The organism is Pseudomonadota bacterium, assembly GCA_026388275.1.
Lineage (GTDB): Bacteria > Desulfobacterota > Syntrophorhabdia > Syntrophorhabdales > Syntrophorhabdaceae > JAPLKB01.
Genome location: JAPLKB010000021.1, coordinates 15,366 through 29,341 on the forward strand (window position 1 = coordinate 15,366; position 13,976 = coordinate 29,341).

Genomic DNA, 13,976 nt, shown 5'->3' on the forward strand with positions numbered 1-13,976 from the left:
ACCATGTTTGATGTTCCGTTAAACAGTCTTGTCCCTGCATACATCAAGGAATTTGAACCCTATATTCCGAGTAAACCCGATCAGGAACTGATGAAGCTCTATGGTTGCGACCATCTGTATCGCCTGAACAATAATGAAAATCCCTTGGGGCCGCCGGCTGCTTCTCAGGATATTATCAGGCGTTTCTGGCCTCCCAAGTCCGGTCTTTATCCCAGCGGCGATTCTTATTATATGCGGATGAAGCTTGCGGAAAAATATAACCTTAATCCTGATCAGTTTCTCTTCGGCAATGGGGCTAACGAAGTCATTGCTTTTGTCATCAAAGCCTTCTGCCAGGAAGGCGATAATATTATAACTGCCGACAAGACTTTTGCCGTCTATGAATGGGTAGCCACGTTTTCCGGTTTCGAAGCCCGTCTTGTACCTCTTAAAGATTTCGGATTTGACGACGAAGGTATGCTCGAAAGGATCGATGGGCGCACAAAGATACTTTTTGTCTGTAATCCTAACAATCCAACAGGGACTTACTGGAATGAATCTAAGCTGCGCCGCTTTCTTGATACAATAGCAGGCCGTCAGATTGTGGTTGTTGATGAGGCCTATTGTGAATTTGTTGAAAACCCGGATTTTCCCGATGGAATGAAACTGCTTAACGAATACCCGGACCTTGTAATCTTCCGTACCTTTTCAAAGATGTATGGTCTCGCCGGCCTGCGAATCGGTTATCTCGCAGGAAACATGGAAGTTGTGGATATTATAAGGCGTACATGCGTGGTCTATTCAGTGAATACGGTGGCACAGGATGCAGCCCTGGCAGCAGTTAACGATGACAACCATATCCGGGCTACACGCGACCTTGTAAGGATAGAGAAAAGCTACCTGAAAACGGCATTAGAGCCGTTAAATCTCCAGATTCAATCCGAAGAGGGGTGCTTCATGATGATTAAACTGCCCATGAGCGATACCCTTGCATACAGGAAGTTTATGTCGCAGGGTGTCATGATTCGCAGCATGACAGGCTTCAGATTCCCGAACTGGATACGCGTCAGCATCGGAAAACACGAAGCCATGGAAGCCTTTGTTACAGCCCTGAAACATATCCTTTCATAAGGTTGACACTATGACAAATAAGCAGGAATATCTTCAGATCGGCAAAACAACACCGAGAGCAGATGCCTTCACCAAGGTAACGGGGAAGGAAAAATATGCAGCCGACTACTACGGAGAAACATTCCTCTGGGCCGGTGTAAAAAGAGCCGGTGTTCCCCATGCAGTGCTGAAAAGCATCAATACTCAAAAGGCTCAAAACATCCCCGGCGTGGCTGCAGTCCTGACCTACAGGGATATCCCCGGCATAAATAGAATCGGGATAATCCGTAAAGACCAGCCTGTTCTTGCAGATATAAAAATATGCCATTGCGGCGAACCCTTAGCGCTTGTGCTTGCAGAAAACAAAGATGTCCTGATGCAGGCTATTCAGGACATCTCTTTTGACTATGAGTTACTGCCTGGAATATTTGACGCAGAGGAAGCTCTTGGCGGCAAGGCTCCCAGGGTACATGAAGACAACTCTGAAGGAAATTTAATAAAGGCTGTATCAGTGGAAACCGGGCTAGGGGCCGACGCCATAAAGGGGTGCGACGCAACAGTTGAAGGTATCTTCAATATGCCAATTCAGGAACATGCCTATCTGGAGACGGAGGCAGGCTGGGCATATCAGGGGGCTGACGGAGGAATCGTCATTGTCGCCTCAACTCAGACACCTTTCCGCGATCGTTTTGAAATTGCACCTGTTCTCGGCATTGATATGGAAAAGATTAGGGTCATAGCGCCTTATCTCGGCGGCGCCTTTGGCGGAAAGGACGGCATTACCGTACAATGTCTTCTGGGTCTTGCCATACTCCATTCACAGGGCAGGCCGGTAAAAATGTGGTGGAGTCGTGAAGAAAGCTTTCTGGCAGGCGTAAAACGCCTTTCAGCAAGGATGCATTACAGACTTGGCGCAAATTTTGCCGGTGAACTCCAGGCCCTTGAGTGCAGGCTTTATTACAACGGCGGTGCCTATGCCTCTCTCGGAGGTGAGATTATGACCCTCGGAGCAGAGCATGCAGGTTCAGCTTACCGCATACCCAATGTAAGCATTAAAGGCTGGTGCGTATATACAAATAATCCTGTCGGCGGACCTTTCCGAGGATTCGGTGTACCTCAGGTAACAGCGGCTATGGAACAGATGATGGACATACTTGCCGGAAAACTCAATATGGACCCTCTTGCGCTGCGCCTTAAAAATGTTGTGGCAAGGGGAGAAAGAAATTGTCTTGGCGTTACCCTTACCCATTCTGTGGGTGCGGCACAGTGTCTCGAAACCATACGACATCATCCTCTATGGAAGGATAAGCATCAATGGAAGAAAGACGCCGGGCCTCATAAAATAAGAGGGGTGGGTATTGCCTGTATGGGCCATGCCATGGGTTATCCGCCGGTTGTACCGGATCAGGCAACCGCGAAGATTGAGATTACCGACAACGGCAAGATAAGGGTCTATGCAGGTGTCGCAGACATGGGGCAGGGTAACGCAAGCACCTATGTACAGATTGCAGGTCACATCCTGAGACAGGACCCGTCCGTGATGGAACTGGTTCTGCCGGATACAGCCCGTACATTACCCTCGGGCTCCTCATCGGCAAGCCGCACCACCTATACATACGGCAATGCTCTTGTAGGAGCGGCACACACCTTAAAAAAACACATATCCCGACAGGCGTCAGCCCTGATTGAGGGGTCTACGGCAGATGAATTTATGCTTGAACCCGGGTGCATAATCCACATTCCATCAGAAAGAAGTATCCCTCTCATCGATATAGCCCGTCTTTTAGATGATTCGGAACGGGTTTGTACGGATTCTTTCAGGATGCCCGTTGCTCAGGAAAAACTCGACATCATATATATGGGTCCTCATTTAATATATTCCTACGGAGCCCATCTCGCATACGTGGAAATTGATACATTGACAGGCAGCATTGAAGTTAAAACATATCTTGCCGCCACAGATGCAGGCAAGGTGCTTAATCCCCAGGCATATGAGCAACAGATTCAGGGCGCCATTGCCCAGGGCATAGGCTACGCGCTGACTGAGGCTTTTCAAATCCGGGACGGCCTGATTATGACTGAAAATCTTGCAACATACACCATCCCAACATCAATGGATGTACCTGAAATTATATCCATCCCTGTGGAAATAGAAGAAGAATCAGGGCCTTTCGGCATGAAAGGGGTTGGCGAGATAGCTATGAGCGGCCCTGTACCTGTCATAGCAAATGCCATAGCGGACGGATGCGGGATAAGGATCTTCAGCGCACCCTTCACAGGTGAAAAGATCCTGACCATGCTGATTGATAATAAAAACAACAGGTGCTCCCATTGAAGATATCTTTTATCCTCAACAATCAAAATATTGCAATTGAGGCAGACCCGCGGACAAGGGTAATAGATATTCTGCGTGAAGACGTGCATATGACAGGCACAAAAGAGGGATGCGGTGCAGGAGATTGCGGGGCATGTACGATCCTTGTGGACGGTAAAAACATGCTCGCCTGCCTAATGCTTGCTCCGCAGCTTGAGGGTCGGCATATTATAACCATAGAAGGAATGGGAACACAGGAGAACATGCACCCCCTGCAGAAGGCATTTATAGAATACGGCGCCGTACAGTGCGGATTCTGCACCCCAGGTATGGTCATGGCAGCAGCAGGTCTTCTTACAACAAATCCGCAGCCTGATAGAACAGAAATACAGGAGTCCTTAAGCGGCAATCTTTGCCGTTGTACCGGTTACCTCAAGATTGTGGAAGCCGTAGAAGAAGCAGCACGAAAAATTAATACCCGGGGACAAGATTCGGTACAGGGAATTTCATTTGAACCGCTCAATCAGCTCAAACCGTTTGAAGTGGAGAAGGGTAAGTGTCAAACCGATGCAACAGCGTTTCTGCCCGAAACATACGATGAGGTCTGGCACATGCTTGAAGGTAAGCCGGATGCACTTCTATATGCCGGCGGCACAGACCTCCTTGTAAAATTAAGAGCTTCTCATACATTGCACAATACTGCCCTTGTATGTCTGGAGCGAATAGAAGAGCTTAAGAACGTATATGAAAGCGCAGGCCAATTATTTATCGGGGCTTGCTGCACACACAGTCAGCTGCTTTTAAACCCCATTATTCAACAAAAGTTCCCCGTACTCATAAAGGCTTTAAAATCATTGGGTTCGCCTCCAATTAGAAACATGGGTACAATTGGCGGCAATATCTGCACAGCTTCCCCGGCAGGCGATACCCTGCCGCCGTTATACGTACTGGATGCTGAAGTGGAAATACGCTCTGAAAGTCAATCCCGTCGCATCCCGATAAAGGATTTTATCATCGGTCCCGGAAAAACAGCACTGAAAAAAGGTGAGATATTATACGGTCTATGGCTGGAAAGCAACAACAACTATAACATTCATCACTATGAAAAGGTAGGGCAACGCCGGTCTCTCGCAATATCTATTGCAAGCCTTGCAGCTCTTTTAAAGACTAATGAAACAGGAATTGTGAAAAAAGCCAGATTTGCCTGGGGAAGTGTAGGCCCCACAGTTGTAACATCTGAAGATGCAGAAGCATCCCTTATTGGGAAGCCTTTAACTGAAGAGACGCTGAAGGCTTTAATACCCTTTATTGAAAAGGCTCTCACCCCGATTGACGATATACGGGCAAGCGCAGCATACAGGCGGGTTGTTGCAGGAAATCTGCTGCTCCGCATCTCCGGATAAAGAATGGAGCAAAAACAAGGACTATTTACAAAAGAGTTCATTGCTTTAAATACCATTTTCCTGTTCGCTGCTGCTGTGATGGCCGTATTTTTTCAGTTTCAGAACTATCTTCAGTCATTAGGCATTGCCTTTGCCTGGTTCGGATTTATCATGGGAGCAGATTCTCTGGCAAGTTTTGTTCTCCAGCCTTTTCTCTCTGTATATCTGAACGCTAAAAATTCCAGGAAATGGCTGTTTATAAGCATATCCGGAATGGCTGTTATGCTGTTTTCCTACAAATTTGCTTTAGACCTTCCGTCGCTCATTGCAGTCCGCATACTGCACGGCGCTGCCTTTGTATGCCTTATGTCTGCAATCGTGGCAATGATGGTCAACTATATACCTTCAGAAAAAAGCGGACAGGCCTTCGGGCTCGTATCCGTCGTAAGGCTCGTTCCTTACTCGATAGTACCGCCTCTATTAACAGCAACAAATAAAACACCGGCAGATTTTCAGGCAACCTTGATATACAGCTCAATCCTCATGATCTTTTCCTTATCTCTTGCGTATCAGATTAAACCTTCTCAGTCAGTCGGTCAGGACTGCCACAGCGATCAACATGGCATAAACATGAAGAGATTGTTCGACAATATAAAAGATAGAAAAATTGCTGTTCTATTTGCTGTTAATCTTTTATTGTACAGTGCATATACGATTATCTTTTTTTTCATAAAAGAATACGGTCACAGAAAAGGCATAGAAAACCCCGGTTATTTCTTCACAATTGCAACAGTTGTTATGATAGGAATCAGACTGATTGGCGGGACATTTTTTGACAGGCTTAATAAAGCAACCATTACAGGACTCTCTATGGCCGGACTTGCAGTCTGTTATGCACTGGTTGCTCATATATTCAGCGAAGGCATGTTTTATGTCCTTGCCTTTTTCATCGGCCTCGGATGGGGTATAGTAATGCCTCTTCTTAACGCATTGATCTTTGATTTTTCCCCTCCTGCCTTCAGAGCAACTAATCTTAATCTCTCCCTTGTAGTAATGCAGGGCGGATTTTTTATCGGACCCTTCATCGGGGGCATTATAATAGGCCGTTGGGGCTACAATACTATTTTCTACCTCTGTGCTTTGCTGAGCTTTTTTGCTGCTGCACTTATGCATATAACCATGAAAAGGAGATCCTTATGACACAGGAGGGACTTCAAATTGACCTGATAGAATCCAACCAGTCTTTTATGATCGACGCCTTCCGGCCCGAAGACGCCCCTGGTGTGGCAAGGCTTTTCAGGGCAGTCTATGGCGAAGGGTATCCGGTGAAACTCGTATATAATCCGGACTTGCTCATCAATGCCTTTAATACCCTTGAAAATATACCTGTCGTGGCCCGGACATCGAAGGGCGATCTGGTGGCATATGAAGCAATTTACCGCTCCTGCCCAAACCCGCTAGTCTATGAAGCCGGCCAGGGTCTGGTGCTGCCTGCATACCGGCAACACAATATTATTAACAAAATAAATCAATATGTTTGTGAAGTTATGGCCCCGGGGATGGATATTGATGCTGTTTTCGGGGAAGCTGTCTGCAATAACATTTATATGCAGAAGTCATGGCAGGTCTTTGCTAACATTACAACTGCCCTTGAAGTTGACCTTATGCCCGCCGAGACATATGTGAAAGAACACAGTGCGTCCGGAAGGGTTGCCTGTCTGCTTATGTTCAGGAATTATCGTTCCAGGCCCCAAACTGTTTATGTACCGACTGTGTATAAAGATGCGCTGGAATACATATACACACAGATAGATGATAAACGAACCCTTATGACCGCACCAGAAAAACCGGGAGGAGGATTGTCTACAGAGATTAAAAAACAGGTTTTCGACTCTGCAAAAGTAGTACGTCTGACAGTGCATGAAGCTGGTGAAGATTTCCCAGAGGCATTCGACAAAGAGCTAATTGACATAACAGATCAGGGCATCGTTGTTGTACAGGTCTGGCTAAAGCTCTCCTGGCCATGGGTCGGCGGCATTGTAGAACACCTTAGAACAAGAGGCTATTTCCTCGGAGGTGTATTGCCCGGATGGTTCGGTACAGATGGCCTTCTCATGCAGAAGATTATGGGAAAACCCAATTGGGAAGGCATCCAGCTTTACAGTGAACATGCAAAGGAAATTATGAGAATCGTAAAGGACGACTGGTCTTCTCAAACAATTAATAAATGAAAGGGGTAAGCATTGAAAAGTTACAGAAAAGAATTGTGGTTCAACATTCCTGAAAGGCGGGGCTTCATAAACATTACCGGGCAAGTAGCAGAGTGTATCCGGGAAAGCGGGATAACAGAAGGATTAATACTCATAAATGCGATGCATATTACAGCCTCTGTTTTTATTAATGACGATGAATCCGGCCTCCATCACGACCTTGATCGCTGGCTTGAAGGATTGGCTCCACATGAGCCGGTCTCTCAGTACCGGCATAACGTTGGTGAAGATAATGCCGATGCCCACCTTAAGCGGTCGGTTATGGGAAGAGAGACAGTTGTGGCCGTCACGAAAGGAAAATTGGACTTCGGACCCTGGGAACAGATTTTTTATGGTGAGTTTGATGGAAGACGGAAAAAACGTGTCCTCATCAAGATTATAGGAGAGTAAAAACGGCAGGCAGCTTTATAGGGGTAGTCGGCCAGTATTTCTTCAATGGTGTAGCCTGCCCCGATCTGCCCCACAATCATACCGACGGTGACACGCATTCCGAGGATGCACGCCTTGCCTCCCATCATATCCGGCTGCTGGGTGATATGATCCAGTGTTACCATTACACCCTCCTTTATTAAAACTCATTGAAATTGTAGACGAATAAGAATATTATTTCAGGAACTATCATGGTTGTTGTTCAGCCCTGTTGTAAACTTTCAACAAGGACCCCGATGTCTTTTTCGGAAGATATGAATATTCTTTTTTCCAGAGCAAACTGTCTGGCCTCTTTTGTAAAACCGGCTTTCGAAACATACCAGTATGTATCTGCCAGAGGTAAAGCCTTTTTTAAGAATCTTTCTATTTCTTTCAGCCCAGCAGCCTTGCCTTTCCATTTTACCTCAACTGCCCATTTGCCCTTTTTAGTGATGGCAAGTATATCGATCTCTATTTTCCCATCTGTCGAGATGTATCGCTTGAGCTTTGTAAAACCCGGCAGGATGATCCTTTCTGTTAAACCAAACAATGCCCCATCTATTTCCTGCCCTGAGAATTGCTTCATAATATTCATTACGGATTCTTCCTTCATTCTTCCAAGCTCTTCCGATACGCGCTGATATTTTTTATCCAACTCTTCTATTATCGACATAAGGTCTTTCTCTTTAGGAAAATCAGAAACCTCGACGCCGTTCTGCACATAGGCAACCCAGTATTTCAGTATAGGATCAAAGTAATAATATTTTCGTTCCTTTTCAAAGAGAAGTCCGATATCCTGGAGTGCTTTCAGATTGATTCGTATGGGCCCCTGGCTCATCTTCAATGCTCTTGCCAGTTCTGACTGCGTCATGGGGGTATCGTTTGTCGCTACAATATCCAGTAACGATTTTAATACTCCATATCCCCTCGCCCTCTGGAGAGAAACGTTATAAAGGTACGTGCAGTATGAGTGAATAAGGCCGCCCGGTGAAAGCACCTCCGAGATAAAGGCACGTTTAACAAGCATATCTGACAGAACCTCCCCTCTATCCAGAAAAAGGATAGCCTTCCTGAGTATCCGGACGAGGTAGAAGGGATTACCTGTACTGTAATAATGGAAGAGACCTGTGAGCCTGTTATCAACATCGGGAATGAATTTATTGATAAGTTCGCCGGATTCTTCCCGTGTATACGGTTTTATGGGAAGATGAGAGAACTGATTGAACAATGGGCTTGCACTGTCCCTTGTGATATTCTCCATCTCTGAAATAATCGAACCGCTGATACAATAAGTAACGTGGTCTACCCTGTCCTTTACACTGCGAAAGATTTTCAAGATGTTTTTCATCTGATCGAAGTTGGTAAGATTTACTATTTCCTGGAACTCGTCGAGAGAAACGATAACTCTCTTCCCGGTAAAGCGGGCAAGTGTGCCTGAGAAGTTGAAACATTCCTGGAGGAGTCTCTGTCTGTCCGGTTTGGCCTTTTCAAGTTCAGCAGTTACGGGCATGAGGGCATCCCTTAATTCCTTGTCCTGTATCTCGAAGATAAGGGAAGGCAGGTGAAGGTATGTAACGGGGAGCCTGCTGCCCTTGGTGTAATACCAGTAAACGTGCCATCCGATGAATTTAAGGGCAAAGTCCTCCGGTGTCTCCGATATTTCTTCTAGGTTAATATAAACAGGGAGAACACCTTCGTCATCCATATGCCTTTTCATGAACTCTTTGATGAGCATGGTTTTCCCGATACGTCTCAGCCCCGATATATGGACATCAACGGGTTTACCGGAAAAAAGGTGCTCGTCCATCAGGGAAAGCTCGTTCTTTCTCCCTGAAAATATTTCCTGATCATCTTTCCTGTAAAAATATTCAAGCATATATCACCCATTTAGGATTAATGTCATATGGGTTAATTTAATATATATTAATGAAGTTTGTCAATAAAGAAAAAAACAGGTTCTTTTCCGGTATTATCCCCAAAAAACCACTCATAACCCTAATTGATCGCTTATGCCTTTCATGGCATTTACGCAAATCTCCACAAATTCATCCAGCGGTATTCCGATTTTTTCACATTCCATAATATTGTCCCTGTTAACAGATGCTGCGAAAGCTTTTTCCTTCATCCTTTTTGTTACGGATTTAGGTTTTACACTTGTAATCTTCTTGTCCGGATACACGAGGGTTGTCGCAATAATAAGGCCTGTGAGGGTTTCTCCTGCTGCAAGGGCATGCTGTAATTCCGTGTGCCGTTCTTTACCCGTCAGCGCTTCGTTATGCATCACTATGGCTTCTACGATTTCAGGATCAATACCTTTTTCATTAAGGATTTTTTCAGTTTCGATACCATGGACACTTAAATCACCATTGACAAGCTCTATATCAAGGTCATGCAGCAGTCCCGCAAGACCCCATTTTTCTTCATCTCTGCCCAATCTATTTGCCAGCGCCCTCATCACCGCCTCAGAGGCATAACTGTGGCTCAGCATCTTTTCATTTTTTACATATTTATTGAGTAACTCAATTGCCTCATTTCTTGACATAGTCATATTTATTCCTCCAATGCGGTATTTTTATTTTTTATAAATTGCACTTTCTATTAATTATAATATGAAGATAAAGCTTTGACCTTACCGGCCCACCCCGATATCGGTGTTATAAACGCTCAGGTGCAAACATTTTCTTCAATTTCTTATGCACCAAGCGCCTTTAACGCCTTCGGTATTGTATCCGCCGGGCTGATTTTGTAAAAAGCTTCAATAATAAGCCCTTTTTCATCAATGAGAAAAGATGAGCGAATAATACCGTATGACTTTTTGCCGTACATATTCTTCTCGCCCCAGATGCCGTATGCCTCGGCAACCTCATGGTCTGGATCTGAAAGAAGGTCATATTCCAGCCCGTTCTTTTCTGCGAACCGTTTCTGTGCTGATGGTAAATCAGGGCTGATCCCTAAGGGCACAACGTTTATTTCCGACAGACGCATCCCGGCGTCTCTTACGCTCGCGGCCTGGACAGTTCAGCCAGAAGTACCTGCTTTAGGATAAAAGAATATGAGCACCTTCCTGCCTGAAAAATCCGACAGTTTTCTTATGATATTGTCCTGGTTCGGCAATTCAATAAATGGGGCCTTATCGCCTGCTTTAAGTTTTATCATGGATTTCCTCCTATCAGTATAAAAGGTTAGCGTTTAAGCCTTGTTTCTCTATACATTTTTCTCTGTTTCCGGCAGCTTTCCTACCGCAGCCATATAAATGACCGTTTCCTCAATACCGTCAAGTCCCAGAAATCCGTTCACTTCATCATCAAAGAATGCGCCGACGGCACAAACACCAAAACCAAGGGCTTCCCCGGCAAGATAAAGATTCTGGGCAATATGTCCTGCGTCAAGATAGATATAACGGTATGCCCTCTCCCGGTATTTCCATTTTGCCCTGGCGAGTACAGCAGACCATATAAATGTAACCTGTGCGCCGGCAACCATGTCCTGCCCGAGGGCCGCCTCGGCAAGCCCCTTTGAAAAATTACCCTTTCTGATTAGTTCAAGATCGAATTCGGCAGGTCTGAAGTGGTATATACCTGATTCAAGGCGATCCGCAGAACGGACATTAAGGTATGTCTCTACAGGAAAAAGTCCGCCTGCAGATGGGGCAGCTCTGAAAAGCGTATCTCCCCAACGGGTGGTAATGCCCTGAGTTGCCCATAGAAGGACGGCAAGAGCCTCGAGGTCTAATACATCCCGTGAATTATAATCTCTTCTCGACCTTCTTCGGGCAATAAGTTTCCATATGTCTTTCTCACCCTTTGTGACCGGTTTTGGCAGAACAATTCTTGCAAGGGGATTATCATAGTGTTTGTAAGTATCCGGTACCGCATTCCAGTCGAGTGTGTGGCCCTTCAAACTCTCCCGGGTATACTTCGTTTCCTCCTGGAATCTGGCCCCTATACCCACTATTTTTTCTTTCGGATCTGTTCCGTTCATATTTTATATCCATATACGATGATAAAATCCATCCACGGCTGCAAATGTTTTTAATGCCATCGGGCGTATTCCTTCAATTAAAAGTAATTATATATTATTCAAAGGAATTTCAACAGTTTTTGATGGAGATTGGCGGGGCTGTTCTTTCAGGTTTTAAAAGTATTGAAATATTGAAGGATATCCCGCAATCCTACCCTTGAAGTTCTTTATGTCCATTTCCCAAAGCCGCGGTCCTGCAAATAACATTCCCTCTTATTTGCAGTTGGAAGCTAAATTTTATGGCAGCTTTCGGGATATCGGAAGCGGCGGATTTTCTCCCTTTCGAAATTCAAAAATCAAGGGCTTGGGGTCATAAGGATTTGAGCCCATTGACACAATATATGTTTTTATTTTAAGACAGCAAATATTTTGCCGCAACAGTTGCGGCAATTTTTTAAATCTTTGTAAAGCCAATACAGATAAGGGATTGATAAAATGTACCTTCGAGATAGTTTTTTATAATAATTGCTAAAAGTGATAAAAACTGGGATCAAAGTTTTTGTCAGAATTGATTTTTATGATCCTGTTGCTTGCAGAGGGTTAGGTATATTATGTCTACGAGTCATTAAATTAATCAAAGCATTGTCATATTAAAAGCCCAGGTCTTTTTTAAGCTTTCGTGACCTGTCCGGATTTTGTTTTTCCTTTTTGCTGCCAATGTGGACAGATAATCCTTGCGGTCCTGCTCAATTTCTTTGAGATGTGTTGGTTTTACTCCCCGTACCCTCATTTATGTTGTGGTTGTCTATAAAATTACCCTGGACAATTACATTGAGTTCGGTATTATGGATAACACCGGAAAGGGTAAGATTTGAAGACCCGACCCCGGAGATTCCTTTTTCATGGCACTCAACTGGTTTACCACTTTCATCGAAAACCTTCCCATAATCAAATATGTGTGCCTTTGCGTGGAGCCTTCCTTTTGTATAAACCTTTACTTTAAGCTTTTTGTCTTCAATCATACGGACGAGCGTCTTAACAAGCATCTCTCCATCATCCGTTTGATCCATGAGTTCCACGCTTGCGCGGATATTTTTGGCGGTCTCTGCCGCCATGCGCTTTGTCTCCGTCCGCTTTGGATATCTTTCGGCATCAACAGCCTCAGTGACAAGTTCAAGCCTTCGGTAGCCTTCTGCAAGCTGTTCAAGGTTTTCCCTGTTTGTGGTATTCCCGATAAGCAGGCGTAATACTCTCACCCTGTCAAGCTTTTCTACAATACTTGTCAGACCTGAAAGAAAGAAATACCCTACTGCAAACCATGCCGATTCGGTGGATAAGAGGATGCGGTTGATATGATTAGCTAATTTCTCATGACGATTGTCGATAATGTCGTGGGCAGGCATATTTTATTCCTTGAAGAGTTCCGGATAATTTTCCTTCAGCCAATCTTCAATATCTTCATGGAGTCTTTTTGCCAATACGAGCATCTCGCTTGCCTCCTGGTCTGAGACAGCCAATGCACGCTCGTAACCACCAATGTTTCGTTTTTTCCGAAACTTGTCAAATTGAGCAATGAGAGAATTATCTGCCTTAATTGTATAGCGAAGCGACTGAATGACTCTGTAATGGTGGGCTTCACGGGCTGATCGGTATCCGCTTGCTGCAAGCGCTGCAGTGGCCATTTGTAGGGCTGCATTATATGCTATTGCCAGTTTCCAATGGGAACTTAGTCCTTCTGTTTTGCAATCTTCCAGGTCACGGTCAGCAACCCCAAAAAGATCATTTATCTCGTCAGGGCTTGTCTTATGGGCAACTACCCAGCCTTTATTGAGCCAATCTTTCAAGCTCATTCTTATCTCCAATCAAAAATATCATTGGACCATTCAATACCGATTTTAAGAAATGCTTATTCTCTGCAATTTTAGACCGGATTTCGCCTACAGGATACACAGTAGGATTTATCTCCCTGCCGATAACATTTTGTGCCTCTTGAAAGGCATTCACAACCTCTCCAAATGTCACACCACCGATAATAAGGACATCAACATCGCTTCCTCCTTTCTCTTTACCGTCTGCAAAAGAACCATAGATAAAGGCAACGGGAATACGATCAGCAATAGGGGCCAGGGCGCTCCGGAGAGCGTCTCCAATACCAACGGTTTTTATGACTATACTTTTCAGTTCGTTGAAGACAGGACATTCTCTGTTTGCCTGAAAATAGACTTGCCTGCCCTGTGCTTTTCGTAGGATAATCCCGGCATCGGAAAGCTGTTTTAATTCTCGTTGTATAGGACCTAAGCCAATCCCTGTTAATTGAACAATTTGACGTAAATAAAACGTTTCTTCAGGACGGCTGAAAAACAACGAGAGAATCCCCCGCCTTGCTTTGCCGAATAACACAGATGATAAGCGATTGTTTTTTATCATTGTAATCATATCGGTTACAATTGTAACCTTTTCGGGTACAGCTTGCAATATATTTTGTTTTGACTTCTCATTAATAACTCATCATTTTTCATTCTTAACTGCTTTTATACACTCCCTGCCTTTTTC

General features: G+C 44.7%; 14 protein-coding genes. 6 read left to right on the forward strand and 8 right to left on the reverse strand.

The window, feature by feature from the left end; genetic code table 11:
• The first annotated feature begins 3 nt into the window (after positions 1 to 3).
• Genes hisC through NT010_06055 form a run of 6 tightly spaced genes read left to right on the forward strand, consistent with a single transcriptional unit; the run spans position 4 to position 7,445 of the window.
• Positions 4 to 1,110 (forward strand): histidinol-phosphate transaminase, encoded by a 1,107-nt coding sequence (hisC, locus tag NT010_06030; protein MCX5805614.1) that lies wholly within the window; start codon positions 4 to 6, stop codon positions 1,108 to 1,110.
• A gap of 10 nt (positions 1,111 to 1,120) precedes the next feature.
• The gene (locus NT010_06035; protein ID MCX5805615.1) at positions 1,121 to 3,424 is read left to right on the forward strand and encodes a xanthine dehydrogenase family protein molybdopterin-binding subunit; all 2,304 of its coding nucleotides are present in this window, start codon (positions 1,121 to 1,123) and stop codon (positions 3,422 to 3,424) included.
• Positions 3,421 to 4,806, forward strand: a complete 1,386-nt coding sequence (locus tag NT010_06040; GenBank protein MCX5805616.1) for an FAD binding domain-containing protein — start codon at positions 3,421 to 3,423, stop codon at positions 4,804 to 4,806. Before NT010_06035 ends, NT010_06040 begins: the two co-directional genes overlap by 4 nt.
• Before the next feature lie 3 nt (positions 4,807 to 4,809).
• On the forward strand, positions 4,810 to 5,985 hold the full coding sequence (locus tag NT010_06045) for an MFS transporter (protein ID MCX5805617.1): 1,176 nt from the start codon (positions 4,810 to 4,812) through the stop codon (positions 5,983 to 5,985).
• The gene (locus tag NT010_06050) at positions 5,982 to 7,016 is read left to right on the forward strand and encodes a hypothetical protein (GenBank protein ID MCX5805618.1); all 1,035 of its coding nucleotides are present in this window, start codon (positions 5,982 to 5,984) and stop codon (positions 7,014 to 7,016) included. Before NT010_06045 ends, NT010_06050 begins: the two co-directional genes overlap by 4 nt.
• 12 nt (positions 7,017 to 7,028) lie before the next feature.
• Positions 7,029 to 7,445, forward strand: coding sequence for a secondary thiamine-phosphate synthase enzyme YjbQ (locus NT010_06055; GenBank protein MCX5805619.1), 417 nt, complete (start codon positions 7,029 to 7,031; stop codon positions 7,443 to 7,445).
• On the opposite strand, the gene NT010_06060 is transcribed toward NT010_06055, so the two are convergent.
• From NT010_06060 to NT010_06095, 8 genes are all read right to left on the reverse strand, one after another.
• Entirely contained in the window at positions 7,385 to 7,609 is a 225-nt protein-coding gene (locus NT010_06060) for a DUF433 domain-containing protein (protein MCX5805620.1), read from the reverse strand. The two genes, NT010_06055 and NT010_06060, sit on opposite strands and share 61 nt — an antisense overlap.
• Before the next feature lie 77 nt (positions 7,610 to 7,686).
• Entirely contained in the window at positions 7,687 to 9,339 is a 1,653-nt protein-coding gene (locus tag NT010_06065; protein ID MCX5805621.1) for an ATP-binding protein, read from the reverse strand.
• Between the two features lie 111 nt (positions 9,340 to 9,450).
• On the reverse strand, positions 9,451 to 10,011 hold the full coding sequence (locus NT010_06070; GenBank protein MCX5805622.1) for an HD domain-containing protein: 561 nt from the start codon (positions 10,009 to 10,011) through the stop codon (positions 9,451 to 9,453).
• 143 nt (positions 10,012 to 10,154) lie between these two features.
• The gene (bcp, locus tag NT010_06075; GenBank protein MCX5805623.1) at positions 10,155 to 10,619 is read right to left on the reverse strand and encodes a thioredoxin-dependent thiol peroxidase; all 465 of its coding nucleotides are present in this window, start codon (positions 10,617 to 10,619) and stop codon (positions 10,155 to 10,157) included.
• A gap of 48 nt (positions 10,620 to 10,667) precedes the next feature.
• Positions 10,668 to 11,444, reverse strand: coding sequence for a SagB/ThcOx family dehydrogenase (locus tag NT010_06080; GenBank protein MCX5805624.1), 777 nt, complete (start codon positions 11,442 to 11,444; stop codon positions 10,668 to 10,670).
• Between the two features lie 725 nt (positions 11,445 to 12,169).
• Positions 12,170 to 12,826, reverse strand: coding sequence for a phospholipase D-like domain-containing protein (locus tag NT010_06085; GenBank protein MCX5805625.1), 657 nt, complete (start codon positions 12,824 to 12,826; stop codon positions 12,170 to 12,172).
• A 3-nt stretch (positions 12,827 to 12,829) separates the two neighbouring features.
• Entirely contained in the window at positions 12,830 to 13,273 is a 444-nt protein-coding gene (locus NT010_06090; protein MCX5805626.1) for a hypothetical protein, read from the reverse strand.
• Positions 13,248 to 13,898, reverse strand: coding sequence for a nucleotidyltransferase domain-containing protein (locus NT010_06095; GenBank protein MCX5805627.1), 651 nt, complete (start codon positions 13,896 to 13,898; stop codon positions 13,248 to 13,250). Before NT010_06095 ends, NT010_06090 begins: the two co-directional genes overlap by 26 nt.
• Positions 13,899 to 13,976 lie beyond the last annotated feature (78 nt).